We start from the raw sequence: 16,358 nt of genomic DNA, 5'->3' as shown, positions 1-16,358 counted from the left end.
CTTTGCATTTCAAGATGTTTTATCACCGGCTAGGACAAATTCCATCTAAGCGGCACATTCAATTTCGCAGACCCGACGGCGCCCTTTACGCCGAAGAACTCATCAGCACCAAAGGCTTTTCAGGGATTTATTCAAATGTTTATCATCTTGCGCCCCCAACAAAGGTGCATCAAATTGGAGAAGCAAAAGTCCATGCACTCACAAAATGGGGCGAAAAGGAATTGCGCCATCATCATTTGCGCACAAAATCTGTTGAACCCTCAGGCGATGCACTTACGGCACGCATACCCATTCTTTTCAACAGCGATGTAGCGATTTGGGTAGCTCGACCGAAAGAAGAAATGGCATACTTTTACCGCAATGGTGCCGCAGATGAAGTCGTCTTTATTCACGAAGGTGAGGGGACGCTGGCAACACAGCTGGGCAACATCCACTACAAGCAAGGTGATTACCTTGTTATTCCGCGCGGCTTGACACATCAATTTCGATTTACAGTGCCGCAGCGCTGGTTAATCATTGAAGTCTATTCGCCGGTGCAAACTCCTAAGCGCTATCGCAATGAATTTGGACAACTCTTAGAGCATTCGCCATATTGCGAGCGTGACCTGCGTCCACCAACAGAACTTGAGACGCGAGATGAAAAAGGCAGTTTTGAAATTCGTGTCAAGAAAGGTGATGTCTATGCGCACTATTGTTACAACCAACATCCATTTGATGTGGTGGGGTGGGATGGGTATTACTACCCATTTGCATTCAGCATCTATGACTTCGAGCCTATCACAGGACGCATTCACCAGCCACCGCCCGTGCATCAAGTCTTTGAGGCAAATAATCTGGTCATATGCAATTTTGTACCACGTCTGTTTGACTATCATCCGCAAGCCATTCCAGCGCCGTATAACCACAGCAATATCGACTCTGATGAGGTGCTGTATTATGTTGATGGCAATTTTATGAGTCGACGCGGAATTGATATTGCCTCACTCACGATTCATCCTGGCGGAATTCCGCACGGACCGCATCCGGGCACAGTCGAGAAAAGCATTGGGGCAAAAGAAACACACGAATACGCAGTAATGATCGATACTTTCAAGCCTCTGTATTTCACCGAGCAAGCAAAAGAGTTTGACGACCCAAGCTATCCGATGAGTTGGAGTGTGTAAGCCTAAAGGTAGACAGGGCAGTGGAAACCAAAAGGCTAGCAAAGCAGGTTTGCAAAGTCTGAGAACATTTTGGGAATCTCTGATAATCAATATCTGCGGTATGAATCGACTCAATCAAAAAGTTCTGGTCTTAAATCAGAGTTATGAGCCGATGAGTGTTTGCGACGTCAAGAAAGCCATTATTCTCATCTTCGGCGGTAAAGCGGAATTGGTGGCAGCTTATCCCAATCAGTTTGTGCGCTCTGTCTCGCTGCACTTTCCCATGCCAAGCGTTGTGAGATTGATGGTCTTTATTGCCGTACCATACAAGAAAATTATGCTCACTCGGCGCAATATCTTGCGGCGCGATGGCAACCGCTGCCAGTACTGCGGACGCACCGATTTACCTCTGACGATAGACCACATCATTCCAAAGTCGCAAGGCGGGAGCGACACGTGGGAAAACTTGACGACGGCGTGCACCAAGTGCAATAACAAGAAAGCCAATCGCACCCCCGAACAAGCGGGCATGCAACTTCTAAGGCGACCCATTCGTCCGAACCACATTATGTTCATGCAACGCTTTATGGGCACTGTCTCCGACACTTGGAAGCCGTATCTGTTTATGACCTGATAGAGGCAACTGACTAAAACAGTTGCCTTTTTTGTTACCCCACTCTGGGCATTCATTTCAAAAGTGAATGCAGGTCTGTGTATCCTCTCAACCGTCTCAGTTGCCCATTTGCCAGGTTCAAAAAATACACTTGGAAGTTGCATGGCGATATTATTTATTTGAGACATCAACGCAAACAGCGTAAACGGAGATAAGTAACATGACTGCATTGCAAACAGAAGTAGCCATTATCGGTGGCGGTATTATTGGACTAAGCACAGCATGGCAACTGGCGCGTGCGGGTGTAGAGGTGTGTGTCCTCGAGCGCAGCGAAGCCGGTAAGAGTGCCAGTTGGGCTGCTGCAGGAATGCTTGCGCCACAAGCTGAAGTAGGCTTTGAAGAAATAAACTTTTTGAGACTCGGTCAAGAAAGTCTCGCGCTGTATCCGAAGTTTCTAGAAGAATTAAGAGAAGATTCTGGACTGGACGTGCAACTTGACATGCGCGGTACGCTGATGATTGCACTCGATCGAGACGATAGAGAAGCTTTGCGGCGCGAATTTGAGTTTCGCAAAAGCATCGGATTGGCAGTAGAGTGGATAACGACATCAGAAGCGCGCGAGCTTGAGCCGCTGCTTTCCCCAAAAGTAACTTCAGCAATCTGGTTGCCAAATGACTACCAGATTGATAATCAGGGGTTAATTCTTGCACTACGCAAAGCACTCATAGTGCGTGGCGGCAAACTCTACGAGCAAACAGCAGTTGAACGTGTAGAGATAGATCAGGGCAAAGTGGTGGGGGTAGTAACACGCGCAGGTGATGTGAATGCTAAAAGTGTTGTGTTAGCAGCGGGGGCATGGTCGCACAAGTTGGCAGGCTTGCCTGAAGAAGTGCGCCCAGCAGTGCGACCTGTGAAGGGACAAATTTTAACGCTGAAGATGACCGAGCAGCTCAGGATGACAAAAGTTGTGCGTTCGCCGCGTGTCTATCTTGCGCCCAAACTCGATAGTCGACTCATCATTGGCGCAACAAGTGAAGAAAAAGGTTTTGATACCGTGCCTACTGCGGGCGGTGTGCTCACACTGCTTGAGGAAGCTTTTGAAGCCGTGCCTGCAATTTATGAACTCAGCATTGAAGAAATTCGTGTCGGGCTGCGCCCGGGCAGCAGAGACAACGAACCGCTTATCGGCGAAAGCCTTGTCAAAAATCTGTTCATTGCAACTGGGCACTACCGACATGGCATTTTGCTTGCACCAGTTACAGCAAAAGCGCTCGTGGCAATGATACAAGGTGAGCCTGTATCTAAAACCCTTTTACCGTTTCGTCCTTCACGATTTCTAACGACATCAACGACCACAGCCTAACGCCGCAACGCTATGACAAATCAAATCACACTCAACGGCAAAGTGCTTCCAATTGAGCGGGAACTGACGGTTGTAGAATTTCTACGCCAACAAAACATTTCACCGGACGAGAAAGGGATAGCAATTGCAATTAACGAAGCTGTAATCAATCGCCGTGCATGGGAGCGCGTGCGCATTAAAGCCAACGACAGAGTTGAAATTGTGCACGCTACGCAAGGTGGATAGATTGTTACTCTAACACAAGAATTTTGCCACGCAAGGGCGCTTCACCTGCGACTTCAACGCTGTAGAAATAAACGCCATTTGCGACGCGTGCGCCTGTGTCGGTGCGTCCATTCCAGACATCTTCATCTTCGCCGGCACGGCGCATTTCATTCTGAATAAGTGTTCTGACAGGATTCATAGCAAAATCAAAAATGCGAATGGTTACGCTGGCAGCGCGTGGCAATTGATAACGGATGCGCACATTGCCATCAATGCGCGGCGCAAAAGGATTAGGATAAGCGTAGGTTTTTGTTTTTTCATCTACCGCAATCTCGGCGCGAAAAATAGTCCAGCGATTGCCGCCATCGTTAGAGAGCGCTGTACCATCTTCACTGCCGAGCCACAGTCGACCTGCTGCAGCGAAAGGCTCATAGAGCAGAGCATAAAACTCAGCTTGTGCTTGGATAAATTTGCGTGGGTTATCTGCATCGCGCAAATTGCGCCGATTGAGCCACGTGTTCCCACCGTCAGGCGAAATAAAAAGCCCGTTTGTGCCTACCGCAAAGACACTATCGCCACGAAAAGCAAAGTCATAGATGCGCTCCCCTAAGAGTGCAGTTTGCCAAGTCTCACCATTGTCGCGCGTCCATGATACACCGAATGTTTCTTGATTTGATTCACCGCGCCACGATGCCGTCCAAATTGCGCGCGCAAGTCTGGCCGTTGCCGCTTGCTCACGAATAGCAATAATCCAATTCCCAGATAAGCCACCAAAGGTGCGGTTGTATTTTACCCAAGAAGGATAAAGCGCATCAGGGTCATCAGTGCGGCAGACGCCATCGACGGTGCCGACCCAAACTGCGCCATCAGAGGCTTGCAAGACCGAGAATCCTAAAAAGACAAGATCGCCTTGTGTGCCTCGGCGTGGCTCGAGACGGAAGGTAAGTGTATCCGTAGGTGCGATGCGCTGTCGACCAGTGGGCGGGAGTACGATGCGTTGCCACGATTGACCGTTGTTACGCGTGCGGCGGATGCCACCTGACCATGTTGCAATCCACACGGTGCTATCGCGCCGGCCAATTGCAATATCATAGATAACATTTTGCTGCGGTACGGTAATCGGCAAAGCGCGCAGCATGTTGATCCCGTATTGCTCGAGAGAATCAGTGGGTCTATCCAAAGGCTGCGGCAAGTCGCGCCATGTTTGACCGCCGTCGTTGGAAAACATGAGCCCATCGCCTGTGGGAAATCGCCGCCCGTCAGCCTCTGTAAGACGCGAAGTCGATGCCCAGATTTGTCTATCGCGCACATCCAGACTTTGAATACCATTATCATTAAAGCGTCGAATAGCCGTAATGGTGTGGAAGGTATTGCCACCGTTATCGGTATAGACCAAGCCATTGCGCCCAGCAAACCAAACGCGGCGCTCCGATTGACTATAGCGAATGCTATTGACGACATTAGTCCCAAGAGCTGACCCAGTACTCATGCGCAGCGGATATTTAGCAAAGCCATAGTCGAGTTTAGATTGTGCTGAAAGAGAAAAGGGCAGAGCGACGAGAAGTGTAAGAGCAACGTAAAGAAAAGCAAATGGTTTCATGACATGAATTTTGAGGGCGTTAGTTACGCTTGTCAAAGCGTTTTTGCAAGACCAGAGTTGCACTGCGGCGTAATAGTGTCAAGTAGATTGTTCAGAGAGTTGTGCGGTTGTATCAGGTGTTTTGCTGGTGTCAGGCTGTATTGGGGAGGCGTCTTCGATTTTGCTGGCACCTTTTTGTTCGCGTGCTCTTTCGTAGGCATCAATAATTTCGCGCACCAAGCGATGACGCACGACGTCAGATTTATCTAAGAAGACAAAAGAAATCCCTTGAATATGGCTCAAGAGTCGCGGGGCTTCCACCAAGCCAGAATCGCGTTTGTTGGGCAAATCAATTTGCGAGATATCGCCCGTGATGATGGCTTTGGAGTTTGTGCCAAGTCGGGTCAGGCACATTTTCATTTGCAAGCTCGTAGCGTTTTGGGCTTCATCAAGGATAATAAAGGCGTTGTTAAGGGTGCGTCCGCGCATATAAGCGAGTGGGACAATTTCAATGACCTTTTTCTCTATGTGCTCTTTGAGTTTTTCTGGGGTGAGCATATCACCTAAGGCATCGTAGAGCGGGCGCAAGTAGGGGTCAATTTTTTGCTGCAAATCACCGGGCAAAAACCCTAAACTTTCGCCCGCTTCAACAGCGGGGCGTGCCAGCACAATGCGTTGGACTTGCTTTGCTTTCAGGGCAGCAACAGCGATGGCAACTGCAGTGTAAGTTTTGCCGGTACCGGCAGGACCGATAGCAAAAACAATGTCGTTGCGTTTGGATTCAGCAACCATTTTGCGCTGTCCAGTTGTACGGGCGCGTACAGCGTCGGTGCGTGTTACGACAATCACATCATCAGCGCCTTCGACAACAGAGGGCGGTGTTTGCGCTTCACCAGCGATGATGAGTTTGATGACTGCATCGACATCGCGAGCATAAAGCTCACCATTACGATTGACAAGGAAGAGCAGTTCAGCAAAAACTTTCTCGACAAGCTTGACCTCTGCGTCATTGCCACGCAGTGTAATGTCGTTACCGCGCGCGACGATAAAGACTTCCGGGAACTGCTCCTCAATGCGCTGCAAGTACATATTCTGCGCGCCAAGTACAAGCACAGGCTCAATGCCTTTGAGAGAAAATTTCTTTTCGATACGTCACACTCCTTTGGGTTATGAGTTGTCAACAGAAATTTCTGTGGGTGCAGTTTGTTGATGTATCACAATTTTTTCCATTCCGCTCATATCCGTTACGAATGCGCGCTTGGCTCCCGCGTGCAAACTTGCTTTGGCACACTGGCGCACGGGGGGCGCATCTTCGTCAGTCGGCGCTGTATACGCCTCAGAAGCGTAGGTTGCCGCAGCCTTTGCATCCGTAAGAAAAATAAGCAAATCCGCTTGGATTGCCGCAGCAACTTTTGCTGCAATCCACTCGCTTGTGGTAATCAGGTCTTTGTCAAATCCGTCTTTAATAATCGGTGCAATAATAGGCAAACCGCCGCGTGCTAACATCATTGAGAGCGCATCAGGCTTGATGACAAGATTTGCACCAAGGTCATGTGGATGGCTGAACCAATCAATAGAAGCTATGCCCAAATGATACGCCGCAAGTGAGACGGCAGGCAAGAGCTCTTCTGAGAGTTTTGCAGCAAAGGTTTTGTTGAATGTCAGAAGTGTCTCAATGCTGTACGATGCTTGACCGACTTTTCCAATACTGCCATGCACGAGCACCAAGCGATAACTCGGAAAATTTTTTTGATATCACCTTTAAGCCGGTTGAAAGTAAGAACATCACTAAGTTCGGTAGCTCGGACGTGAAGGACAAGGGTTTTAGCTGCCATATCGCACTTAGTCTATCGCTTGTAGATACGGAACACGGTTTGAAAGATGCTGCTTCACATAATCGGTTACACTTTCCTCGAGCGACTTAAAGCGCACAGGGCAACCAGCAGCAGCGAGTTTCTGCATGCGCGCTTCGGTAAAGTATTGATACTTGCCTTGCAGCGATTCAGGCATCGGGATATACTCAATGCTAACAGGTCTTTCCATTGCCTTGAACGTGGCAGTAACTAAATCTTTGAATGTACGTGCTTTACCAGTACCAAGATTAAAAATGCCGTTGACATGACCATGCTGCAAAAGCCAAAACATAACTTCTACACAATCTTTGATATAGACAAAGTCGCGCATTTGCTCCCCATCAGCATAGTTGGGGTGATGCGATTTGAAGAGTTTGACGGAACCAGTCTGCAAAATTTGATGATAGGCTTTGAAGACCACGCTAGCCATATCGTCTTTGTGATATTCATTTGCGCCAAAGACATTGAAAAACTTCAGACCAACAATTTTACTGAGCAAATTTTTGCGCTGTGCCCAAAGGTCAAACAGATGCTTGGAGTAACCATACGCGTTAAGCGGACGCAGCAAGCCTAATTTGCTTTCATCGTCATCATAGCCTTGCAAGCCATCGCCATAGGTTGCCGCACTCGAGGCATAGATGAAACGAATGGAGCGCTGCGCGGCAAATGTCGCAAGGTCTTTTGTGTATTCGTAATTGTTGCGCATCAGCACGTTAAGATTTCTCTCCGTTGTGCTGCTGATTGCGCCCATGTGGATGATGGCATCGAGACGAGGAAATTTTTCAGCAAGAAGCTTTTGCAAACAGTCGTCCTTATGCAGGTAATCAAGAAAGCGAAGTCCAACCAGATTTTTCCACTTCTCACTTGTATCCAAGTCATCAGCGATGATGATATCTGTATAGCCAACTTGATTGAGTTTCCAGACCATGGCACTGCCAATGAAGCCAGCGCCGCCTGTTACAAGAATCATGAATTGCTGTAGGATGAAGTTTTGCTAAAACGCACCGCTTGTGCTGTAAAATACTCGTCTTATGCGTGAGAACAAAACTTGCTCAGCAAGAGAAGTATAGAGCATTCTATTCGTAGGCGATTTAGTACGACTTGCCATGAATGAGCTGAAATTCAGGAATTTCAACTTCAAAGGCTTCACCTTCAATGACAAAGACATTGTCAGGACGATAGTAGCCTTCAGGTTCGGTCTCATAAGTAAAAACCCCGTAGTATGAGCCAGTGGCGCTGCCAAAGCGTGAGCGCATCACATGGTAGCTTTGGTAGGTGAATTTCTCACCGGGTCCAATAACCGGAAACTGACCGACGACACCATCGCCTTCCACAATACGGTCTTTCATATCGCCATCACGCACAATCCACTTACGCGAAAGAATTTGTACCGTGTAGGGAGAGATATTGTGAATCGATATCGTGTAGGCATAGCCATATTTGTAAGGCGGTTGGATGTACTGCGTATCGAGTTCTTGCAACTTGTCGAGCGTTACTTTGCAGATTTCCCACGCCATACCTGAGTACAGTTAGATGTTGTGATGATGTCTGGTTTATTCTGCAATCGTGCAATTCAATAGTTCAAATATAGACGGATTGCAGATTTTTTTGATAGCGCAAAGGCGTAACGGTTGAGCTGTTATGTAATGGCTCAAACAGGTTTAGACGCCATCCAAATAAGCCTATACGCGTTTGCGATGAAATCGGTTTTTGCTATGTTGCGTCCGAACTTTTTTAACCTCAAAATTTCTACATGCAAGAAGTTTTTATCGTTAGTGCCGTACGAACTCCCATAGCCAGTTTTCAGGGTGCGTTTTCTTCAAAGACTGCTACAGAGTTAGGCGCAGTGGTTGTGCGTGAAGCGGTGCAGCGTGCTGGTATTGCCCCTGACGATGTTCAAGAGTGTATTATGGGCAATGTGTTACCAGCGGGAGTAGGTCAAGCCCCAGCACGTCAGGCAGCAATTTTTGGTGGCTTGCCCGTGACTGTTGAAGCCCTCACGATTAACAAAATGTGCGGTTCTGGACTGAAAGCTATCATGCTTGCAGCACAAGCCATTGCTTTAGGAGATACACACATTGCCGTAGCGGGTGGAATGGAATCCATGACCAATGCCCCGTACATTCTGACAAAAGCACGAAGTGGCTATCGCTATGGTAATGCAGAACTCATTGACTCTATGCTACATGATGGGCTCTTTGATGTCTATAACAAGTTCCTGATGGGCAACGCCGCAGAGCTATGTGCCAGAGACTGTCACATTTCGCGTGAAGCTCAGGACGAATTTACAATGCACAGTTACACGCGCGCAATTAAGGCACAAAAAGAAGGATGGTTCAAAGATGAAATTGTAGCGGTGGAATGGGAAGAAAAAGGCAAAAAAGTCGGCTTAACTGAAGACGAAGAGCCAAAAAATTTCCGGCCAGACAAAATTCCGACCTTGAAGCCAGTCTTTGAGAAAGATGGAACGGTAACCGCAGCGAATGCTTCAAAAATCAATGATGGCGCAGCGGCGGTTGTTGTTGCCTCAGCAGAAGCCGTGAAACAAAAAGGCTTGAAACCACTTGCCAAAATTATTGCCTACGCTACAGCTGCAAAGAAACCTGAATACTTCACAACCGCGCCAATCGATGCTATGCCAAAAGTGCTGCGTAAAGCCAAACTTGCGATAAACGACATTGATCTCTTTGAAGTAAACGAAGCCTTTGCCGTAGTGGCACTGGCAGCAAGAAATGCACTTGGTATTCCCGATGAAAAGCTCAATGTCAATGGAGGAGCAGTAGCACTTGGGCATCCAATTGGAGCAAGTGGCGCAAGAATTCTAACAACGTTGATCTATGCACTAAAACACCGTGAATTGAAACGGGGACTTGCAGCAATTTGTCTTGGCGGCGGCGAAGCCTGTGCGATGATTGTAGAACTTGTCTAAACAAGAAGAGCAAGAAACTTTTGTAGAAGAAATTTTCTTATCCCTGCAAAGCCGAAAAAAAAACAGACGCAGAATCGAATTTCAGATGGATTTAACATCAACGTTCTTTTTCAATCTTTAACCAAACTTAGGAGGAACAAACAATGGCGTTAATGATCACCGAAGAGTGCATCAACTGCGGTGCTTGCGAGCCCGAATGTCCAAATACCGCTATCTATGAAGGCGGTAAGAACTGGACGCTGTTCGGCGAGACATATGCTCCGCTGCATGATTCGCTCTACTACATCGTGCCCGACAAATGCACTGAGTGCGTCGGCTTCCACGAAGAACCACAATGTGCAGCGGTCTGCCCTGTCGATTGCTGCGTAGCAGACCCGAACTTCCCAGAGACGAAGGAAGAACTTCTGGCGAAGAAGGAACATCTCGAGGCAGACAAAAAGAGGTAATTACACAGCGGCAACAAGCTAATTAAGCGAAAAGGCGATTCTTTGCGAATCGCCTTTTTCTTTTTGTGTGCTGCATTTTCGTGCGCAAACATGCTGCACAGTGCACGCCTTGAGGCTTGTCCTACACTGCTTTTATCGCTATCTTTGAGGACTTCGTAGTAATCAAACTGCGTAGTAACCGAGCTACTTTTAGTAACCGCAAAAAAACTCCATCGCTATGAAAATCACCGTGATTGGCGCCGGAAATGTAGGAGCAACCGCCGCACAGCGTCTCATCGAAAAAGAGCTTGCACGCGAGGTTGTACTTGTCGATGTCGTCGAGGGTATTCCACAAGGCAAGGGCTTGGACATGTATCAATCGGCTCCTGTTGAACTCTTTGATACAAAAATCATTGGGACAAACGGCTATGAAGAAACGGCGGGGTCGGATATTATTCTCATTACAGCAGGCATTGCGCGCAAACCGGGTATGAGTCGCGATGACCTTCAAGCGACAAATGCCAACATTGTCAAAGATGTAACGGAAAAATCTGTCGCAAAATCGCCCAACGCAATTATCATCGTGGTCTCTAATCCACTGGATGTGATGACCTATGTCGCTTATGTTCGCAGCGGCTTTCCAGCGCATCGCGTGATGGGAATGGCAGGGGTCTTGGATACGGCACGCTTTCGAGCCTTTATTGCAATGGAATGCAATGTCTCGGTGCAAGACATCAACGCGTTTGTGCTGGGTGGGCACGGCGATTCCATGGTGCCAATTATCAAATACACTACCGTTGCAGGGATTCCTATTCGTGAGTATCTGACGATGCATTACAAAGATGCACAGAAAGCCGAAGAACGCCTTAAAGCGCTGTCCGATAGGACGCGCAATGGCGGTGCAGAAATTGTCAATTTCCTCAAAACAGGGTCAGCCTATTATGCACCTTCTGCTGCCGCTGTGGAAATGATAGAGGCGATTGTCAAAGATCGTAAGCGCATACTGCCTTGTGCAGCATGGCTTACAGGTCAATATGGTTTGAAAGATGTCTATGTTGGTGTGCCAGTTAAGTTGGGAAAAAATGGTATTGAGGAAATCATTGAAATCAATCTCGAAGAGAGTGATCGGCAAGCGCTACATAAATCGGCAGAAGAAGTCAAAGCAAATATCGCTAAATTGAAGTTCGACTGAGCCATAAAAAGCGAGAGCGTGCCAAAGATGCTCTTGCTGTGGTTAAACCTTTAACGTAAATCGTGACCTATTTCATGATGAACAACCGCTCCAAGTTTTCGCTGCTGTTGCTTTTCGTAATAGCTACACTACTGAGTTCCTGTGGACAAAGTTCTGGACCAAGTGAAGCTGAAGGGGGAGGGATATTCCCTACGCGCGCAGGTGTGACTTGGACATACAGCCTCTCTGTAGATACTGCAGGCAATAACGTCTTTCGTCCAGCAGGCACGAGCGTGCAGCGGGTGGCGGGCACACGCCAACTGGCAGGTAGAGAAGCAACCGTCGTAGTCTCCACTACAACACCCCTAGTGGGGGCGCCAAGCGTGGATACAGCGTTCTATGCCTACGAAAATAACCGTAACGACCAGTTCATCTATCTCTCAAGCATTCAAGACTTGATTGGGGATATTGAGGGAATACGCAATATCACTGGGTTTCAAGCAGGGTGGTATCCATTTATTCGCACATCAGGTGGAGTAAATAGCACATACACGATTTTGCAAAATGTGCAAGTCAATGCGACTGCAGAAGGGCTAGGCAACATCACGATTACGGCTCGTGCGGAGGGTAAAGTAGAAGGAATGGAATCGTTGACCATCAATAATCGCACCTATAACACAACGCGCGTGGTCATCAATAATACAGTAGAACTGAGAGCAAATGTAAGTGGATTTCCAGTCGCAATACCCATCACTGTGCCGTTGCGAGTGTGGGTGGCGCAAAACGTAGGTATTGTGCGTCAAGAAAATAGCGCTGTAAGAATTGCAATCACAAATACAACTCTGCCCGGCACACGGCAAGAATTGCAAAGCATTACCGGAAACTAACTGGAGATGTACAACACATTCAAATAGCTCCAAAAAGTTTATCGGTGTGGCTTGGTTCAAAACAGCAGAGGTGATTGTACTGCTGCGGTGAGTCAATTTTGACAAGCAACACAGATGTGTTATATTTGTGCATAATCTTGTTCATTGAGGTTCGGTGCCCCGAAAAAATTCGGGGAGAATAGGGAATCCCGTGAAGTCGTAAAGTCTCAACAGAGATAGACTAAGAACGATGTAATCGGGAACTGTACCCGCAACTGTAACTTGCTCAAAGAAAAAGTGCGTCACTGAAAGCGTCCCAAAGCGCTTTTGGGAAGACCGCTTTGCAAAAAGCGCAAGAAGTCAGGAGACCTGCCGAACCGAGCTTGCTGAAACAACGACGGGAATATCGTTGGGCAACGCGTCTTAATTAACCAAACATGTCCGCAGAGTCGCTTTTGTAAGCAAACGCAAGAGCAAAATCAAAATTGTGCTTATTCACAGCTTATGAAGCCGGGTGCATCTGATATGCACTCTAACGCATAGCGCTTGTGTCAGGAATTAGCTTCGAGAGCTGTGCGAAACTTACAAAGGTGCAGCGGAAGAGCCTGTACACGAGATGAACGTTTTAACTAAGAAGTTGCCGAGATCAGCTCTTGTGCTGATCTTGCTATTGCTTGCCTTAGCAACTTGCCGCCCGTTGCCAACCGAGCCTATGGCATCCCTACCTGCCACAACGCGCGGCATTTACGTGCTCAATGAAGGGCTCTTTCAGCGCAATAACTCCACACTCACATTCTATTCGCTGGATTCCAACAAAGCCATCACTGACTTTTTTGAATTGGTTAATCGCCGCACACTGGGCGATACAGGTAACGATCTCTTGATGCTCGGCGATAAGCTCTATGTGCTCGTCAATGTCTCTAGTAAAATTGAAGTCCTTGATGCACGCAGCGGTCGTGCACTGGGCACGATTCCACTTTTCAATGGAACAGTTGCGCGCCAGCCACGCCAGATGCTGCTTGTAAGAGGAAGACTATTTGTAACCTGCTTCGATGGCACTGTATGCGTCATTGATACTGCTCGGCTTGCAGTTACCGATGTAATTCGCGTGGGCAGAAATCCCGAAGGCATTGCTTTTCAAAACGGCAAAATTTATGTGGCTAACTCTGGCGGCTTGGACTTCCCAAACTACGACAGCACCGTTTCCGTCATTGACCCCGTTTCACTGCGGGAGCTCAAACGAATTGCGCTGCGCATCAATCCAACCACAGTAGCTGCTGATAAAGAAGGAGATGTATATGTGATTTCGCGCGGCAATTACCAAGATGTACCCCCGCGCCTGATGATTATCGATAGCCGCACCGACCAAGTGAAAACAACCTTGCCCTTTGACATTGACCATCTTTGCCTCAAAGGCGATACGGCTTACATCTCTCGCCGCAATAGCATTTCACTTTTTGACACACGCTCAGAGCGCTTCATCAAAGAAAACTTTATTGAAGCAAGTCACTTCCGTTTGCTCTATGCAATTGAAGTCGACGAAAGCACAGGCGATATCTACTGCTGCGATGCTATCAACTATGTCGTGCGCGGCGATGTGATGTGCTTCGACCGAAACGGGCAGCGCAAGTTTTCATTTCAAGCAGGCTTGAATCCATCAAGCGTCGCGTTTTTGCGATAACTCATTAACACAACCAAAAGGAGAACAAAATGAAAAAACGACTAATACTCTCGCTCGTGCTACTGCTGACTTTAGCAAGCGAACTTTTTGCGCAAGTGCAACCGCAGCGATTGCTCTTTGCCATTCGCGGGTTTGGCAGTTCCAGCAATCCACAGCCTACGCAAGCCCTCAGCTTTGTCAATCTCACAACAGGTGTCGTGCGCGATAGTATTGCAGCAATTGGACCGATTGCAAATGTGATTCGTGTGCGTAACAATCGGCTTTACATCGTCAACTCAGGGGCAAACTTTAACGGCACAGCAAACTCAATTCAAATCATCAATATCGCAGACATCATCAACAATGTCACGCCACTGCCGATTACAACAGTACCCATTCCAAACGGTCGCAACCCCTACGACCTTGTATTTTTGAACGATAACAAAGCCTACATCACTAATTTTTTAGATAGCTCTATCACGATTTTCAACGCAGCAAACAACACGCTTGCAGGTTCAATTCGAATTGTGCCGGGGCAGCAAAATGCGTTCATTGCAAACAATAAGCTCTATGTATCGCGCTCGGTCAATCAGCGCACCTTTGTGCCGGATAGCACCGTATTTGTCATCAATACAGCAGCCGATACCGTACTGCGGCAAATTCGTGTGCGCCCCAATCCGCAAGGCATCACGCCAGATAGACAAGGACGACTGCATGTTGTATGCACAGGCTTTTTTGGAGCGCGTAGTGCTGATAGCTTAGGGTTTGTAACGGTGATTAATCCTGCAAACGATCAAGTCGTAGGAAATCTGGCTGTAGGTGGCAATCCCAGCAGCGTAGTTATCAACTCTGAGAACGTCGGCATTTTGAGCAATGGCACACTTTACAATGCCTCACTCTTGTCTACACTGAATCGAGCAGCATTAGGTGGAACGCGTGGTTTTGGCGATACCCTGTTTGTAGTCCGACCTACTACTGGTGGAAACCGTCGGCTAGTGCTCTTTGATGCACGCTCGTTAGATAGCCTGACGCAGTTTCAACTGGGTTCAACACAGCCGTATTTGTCGCTGACGCCTGTTACGCTGCGTGCCGATGGGGTTGCCGCAACGGAACGCCATGCCGCGCGCCCAACGAAGTTCGAGCTATTCCAAAATTATCCTAATCCTTTCAACCCTTCCACGGTAATTGGCTTTACGTTGCCTGTAGCAAGTGAGGTGAGCTTGAAAGTCTATGATATGCTGGGCAGAGAAGTTGCGACGCTGGTGAATGGTCGGCAGGCGGCTGGACAGTACCAAGTGCCTTTTACAGCGACGGGCTTGGCAAGTGGCGTGTATTTCTACCGTTTGCAGGCGGGCAGTTTTGTAGAGACAAAAAAGATGATGCTGGTCAAGTAACTCAGCGGGGGCAGGAGATCTGCTCCTGCTCCGATGGTTCTATTATTCTGTTATTGCAATAAAATTAACCATGAAACAAAGAGTAAGAATCGTGCTGTGCACACTTTACCTGATAGGGCTTGGGTTGCACATTGAAGAGGCAGCAGGACAGTTTGCAGATAGCGTGGTCTCTGTACGGTTTGGACCAAACTTTAATGTTGGGTTTGGTCCAGACAATCCGTATTTTCCGCAGTGTGTGCTTGGTAGACCAGACTCAGCGGCGCGACCCTGTGCACCTACAGCAGACCCGCGTGAGTTGCTCTCGCTGGGCGATGGCGGTGAAATCACACTGTACTTTCGTCGAGCGATTGTGAATCGTGAGGGACCAGATTTCACGGTTTTTGAAAATCCGTTTTATGTGGCTTGCGACACAAGCCGCGTTTTTGCAGAAACAGGCATTGTCAGTGTCAGTCGTGATGGCATAAATTTCGTAGAGTTTCCATTTAGTGTCGTTGATACTTTGCCAATCAATTCGCCGCGTCGGTATCGTGGGTTAGCTGGAGTGACGCCAACAAATGGCACAGCAAATCCATTGCGTGCAGGACCACCCTTGGTTGCAGGGCAGCTTTCGCTATTTAGTGGTGGCGATTCGTTTGATTTATCGGTTGTAGGACTTGACTCTGTGCACTTTGTGCGCATTACCGATGCAGGCAGTCGTGTAAATGATGGCGGTGCATTGGCGCAGTCGTTTGATCTTGATGCAGTCGTGGCGATTCATCAAGCGGGGGCGAGCGCTGTGGCAGAGCGCAGCACACGAATTGCGATATTTGAGCTTTTTCAGAACTATCCTAACCCCTTTAATCCAACTACTGTGATTGCTTATCAACTGCCTCAAACAAGTGAAGTAAAACTAAAAGTATTTGATGGGCTTGGAAAAGAAATCGCTACGCTGGTAAATGGTCGGCAGGCGGCTGGGCGGTATCATGTGCCTTTTACGGCGGTGGGCTTAGCAAGCGGCGTCTATTTTTATCGACTGCAAGCGGGCAGCTTTGTAGAGACAAAGAAAATGATGTTAGTAAAATGAAATTTGATATAGGTTGAGACACAGAGAATGAGGCGCAAGTGCGAAGAAGAAGCTAGCACTTGCGCATTTTTACGCTGTGGTTTGAGGCGCTTTATG

16 protein-coding genes and 1 riboswitch are annotated in these 16,358 nt (G+C 47.9%); of the genes, 11 read left to right on the top strand and 5 right to left on the bottom strand.

Annotated elements, in window-relative coordinates:
- Positions 1-14: 14 nt before the first annotated feature.
- The 4 genes from CMR00_11800 to thiS all read left to right on the top strand — a co-directional run bounded on the left by CMR00_11800 (position 15) and on the right by thiS (position 3,343).
- A complete protein-coding gene (locus CMR00_11800; GenBank protein PIO47188.1) occupies positions 15-1,163 on the top strand; it encodes a homogentisate 1,2-dioxygenase in 1,149 nt (382 codons plus the stop codon).
- Positions 1,164-1,263: 100 nt separating this feature from the next.
- Positions 1,264-1,776: an HNH endonuclease gene (locus CMR00_11795; protein PIO47187.1), complete on the top strand. Its 513-nt coding sequence runs from the start codon at positions 1,264-1,266 to the stop codon at positions 1,774-1,776.
- 199 nt (positions 1,777-1,975) lie between these two features.
- On the top strand, positions 1,976-3,118 hold the full coding sequence (gene thiO / locus CMR00_11790) for a glycine oxidase ThiO (protein PIO47186.1): 1,143 nt from the start codon (positions 1,976-1,978) through the stop codon (positions 3,116-3,118).
- Positions 3,119-3,130: 12 nt separating this feature from the next.
- Positions 3,131-3,343 (top strand): thiamine biosynthesis protein ThiS, encoded by a 213-nt coding sequence (thiS, locus tag CMR00_11785; protein PIO47185.1) that lies wholly within the window; start codon positions 3,131-3,133, stop codon positions 3,341-3,343.
- Positions 3,344-3,347: 4 nt separating this feature from the next.
- Here thiS and CMR00_11780 read toward each other — a convergent pair whose 3' ends face one another.
- From CMR00_11780 to CMR00_11760, 5 genes are all read right to left on the bottom strand, one after another.
- Positions 3,348-4,922, bottom strand: a complete 1,575-nt coding sequence (locus tag CMR00_11780; protein PIO47184.1) for a hypothetical protein — start codon at positions 4,920-4,922, stop codon at positions 3,348-3,350.
- Positions 4,923-5,000: 78 nt separating this feature from the next.
- Entirely contained in the window at positions 5,001-5,990 is a 990-nt protein-coding gene (locus CMR00_11775) for a phosphate starvation-inducible protein PhoH (protein PIO47189.1), read from the bottom strand.
- A 78-nt stretch (positions 5,991-6,068) separates the two neighbouring features.
- Positions 6,069-6,629, bottom strand: a complete 561-nt coding sequence (locus CMR00_11770; GenBank protein PIO47183.1) for a hypothetical protein — start codon at positions 6,627-6,629, stop codon at positions 6,069-6,071.
- A 114-nt stretch (positions 6,630-6,743) separates the two neighbouring features.
- Complete coding sequence (gene rfaD / locus CMR00_11765) at positions 6,744-7,724, bottom strand: ADP-glyceromanno-heptose 6-epimerase (GenBank protein ID PIO47182.1); 981 nt, start codon at positions 7,722-7,724, stop codon at positions 6,744-6,746.
- A 121-nt stretch (positions 7,725-7,845) separates the two neighbouring features.
- Positions 7,846-8,271, bottom strand: a complete 426-nt coding sequence (locus CMR00_11760) for a Co2+/Mg2+ efflux protein ApaG (GenBank protein PIO47181.1) — start codon at positions 8,269-8,271, stop codon at positions 7,846-7,848.
- Positions 8,272-8,507: 236 nt separating this feature from the next.
- Here CMR00_11760 and CMR00_11755 point away from each other — a divergent pair, with 236 nt between their 5' ends.
- From CMR00_11755 to CMR00_11725, 7 genes are all read left to right on the top strand, one after another.
- The gene (locus tag CMR00_11755; GenBank protein ID PIO47180.1) at positions 8,508-9,683 is read left to right on the top strand and encodes an acetyl-CoA C-acyltransferase; all 1,176 of its coding nucleotides are present in this window, start codon (positions 8,508-8,510) and stop codon (positions 9,681-9,683) included.
- A 143-nt stretch (positions 9,684-9,826) separates the two neighbouring features.
- Positions 9,827-10,129, top strand: a complete 303-nt coding sequence (locus CMR00_11750; GenBank protein PIO47179.1) for a ferredoxin — start codon at positions 9,827-9,829, stop codon at positions 10,127-10,129.
- A gap of 217 nt (positions 10,130-10,346) precedes the next feature.
- Positions 10,347-11,300 (top strand): malate dehydrogenase, encoded by a 954-nt coding sequence (mdh, locus tag CMR00_11745; GenBank protein ID PIO47178.1) that lies wholly within the window; start codon positions 10,347-10,349, stop codon positions 11,298-11,300.
- A gap of 77 nt (positions 11,301-11,377) precedes the next feature.
- Positions 11,378-12,166 carry a hypothetical protein gene (locus tag CMR00_11740; GenBank protein ID PIO47177.1) on the top strand — a complete coding sequence of 263 codons (789 nt, stop codon included), beginning with the start codon at positions 11,378-11,380 and terminating at the stop codon, positions 12,164-12,166.
- A 135-nt stretch (positions 12,167-12,301) separates the two neighbouring features.
- A riboswitch (cobalamin riboswitch) is annotated at positions 12,302-12,537 on the top strand.
- A 320-nt stretch (positions 12,538-12,857) separates the two neighbouring features.
- Entirely contained in the window at positions 12,858-13,826 is a 969-nt protein-coding gene (locus CMR00_11735) for a hypothetical protein (protein PIO47176.1), read from the top strand.
- A gap of 29 nt (positions 13,827-13,855) precedes the next feature.
- Entirely contained in the window at positions 13,856-15,199 is a 1,344-nt protein-coding gene (locus CMR00_11730; GenBank protein PIO47175.1) for a hypothetical protein, read from the top strand.
- A 70-nt stretch (positions 15,200-15,269) separates the two neighbouring features.
- Positions 15,270-16,262 carry a hypothetical protein gene (locus CMR00_11725; GenBank protein PIO47174.1) on the top strand — a complete coding sequence of 331 codons (993 nt, stop codon included), beginning with the start codon at positions 15,270-15,272 and terminating at the stop codon, positions 16,260-16,262.
- Positions 16,263-16,358: the final 96 nt, after the last annotated feature.

It is taken from the genome of [Chlorobium] sp. 445 (assembly GCA_002763895.1).
Classification (GTDB): domain Bacteria; phylum Bacteroidota; class Chlorobiia; order Chlorobiales; family Thermochlorobacteraceae; genus Thermochlorobacter.
This window is presented reverse-complemented; position numbering and strand designations above follow the sequence as displayed.

What these genes read in the sequence shown, in the direction of transcription:
- CMR00_11755 (PIO47180.1), top strand. Translation starts at nt 8,508, where the DNA reads ATGCAAGAAGTTTTTATCGTTAGTGCCGTACGAACTCCCATAGCCAGT.
- CMR00_11750 (PIO47179.1), top strand. Translation starts at nt 9,827, where the DNA reads ATGGCGTTAATGATCACCGAAGAGTGCATCAACTGCGGTGCTTGCGAG.
- rfaD (PIO47182.1), bottom strand. Translation starts at nt 7,724, where the DNA reads ATGATTCTTGTAACAGGCGGCGCTGGCTTCATTGGCAGTGCCATGGTC.
- CMR00_11760 (PIO47181.1), bottom strand. Translation starts at nt 8,271, where the DNA reads ATGGCGTGGGAAATCTGCAAAGTAACGCTCGACAAGTTGCAAGAACTC.
- CMR00_11800 (PIO47188.1), top strand. Translation starts at nt 15, where the DNA reads ATGTTTTATCACCGGCTAGGACAAATTCCATCTAAGCGGCACATTCAA.
- CMR00_11775 (PIO47189.1), bottom strand. Translation starts at nt 5,990, where the DNA reads ATGTACTTGCAGCGCATTGAGGAGCAGTTCCCGGAAGTCTTTATCGTC.
- CMR00_11740 (PIO47177.1), top strand. Translation starts at nt 11,378, where the DNA reads ATGAACAACCGCTCCAAGTTTTCGCTGCTGTTGCTTTTCGTAATAGCT.
- thiO (PIO47186.1), top strand. Translation starts at nt 1,976, where the DNA reads ATGACTGCATTGCAAACAGAAGTAGCCATTATCGGTGGCGGTATTATT.
- mdh (PIO47178.1), top strand. Translation starts at nt 10,347, where the DNA reads ATGAAAATCACCGTGATTGGCGCCGGAAATGTAGGAGCAACCGCCGCA.
- CMR00_11735 (PIO47176.1), top strand. Translation starts at nt 12,858, where the DNA reads ATGGCATCCCTACCTGCCACAACGCGCGGCATTTACGTGCTCAATGAA.
- CMR00_11725 (PIO47174.1), top strand. Translation starts at nt 15,270, where the DNA reads ATGAAACAAAGAGTAAGAATCGTGCTGTGCACACTTTACCTGATAGGG.
- CMR00_11795 (PIO47187.1), top strand. Translation starts at nt 1,264, where the DNA reads ATGAATCGACTCAATCAAAAAGTTCTGGTCTTAAATCAGAGTTATGAG.
- CMR00_11730 (PIO47175.1), top strand. Translation starts at nt 13,856, where the DNA reads ATGAAAAAACGACTAATACTCTCGCTCGTGCTACTGCTGACTTTAGCA.
- CMR00_11780 (PIO47184.1), bottom strand. Translation starts at nt 4,922, where the DNA reads ATGAAACCATTTGCTTTTCTTTACGTTGCTCTTACACTTCTCGTCGCT.
- thiS (PIO47185.1), top strand. Translation starts at nt 3,131, where the DNA reads ATGACAAATCAAATCACACTCAACGGCAAAGTGCTTCCAATTGAGCGG.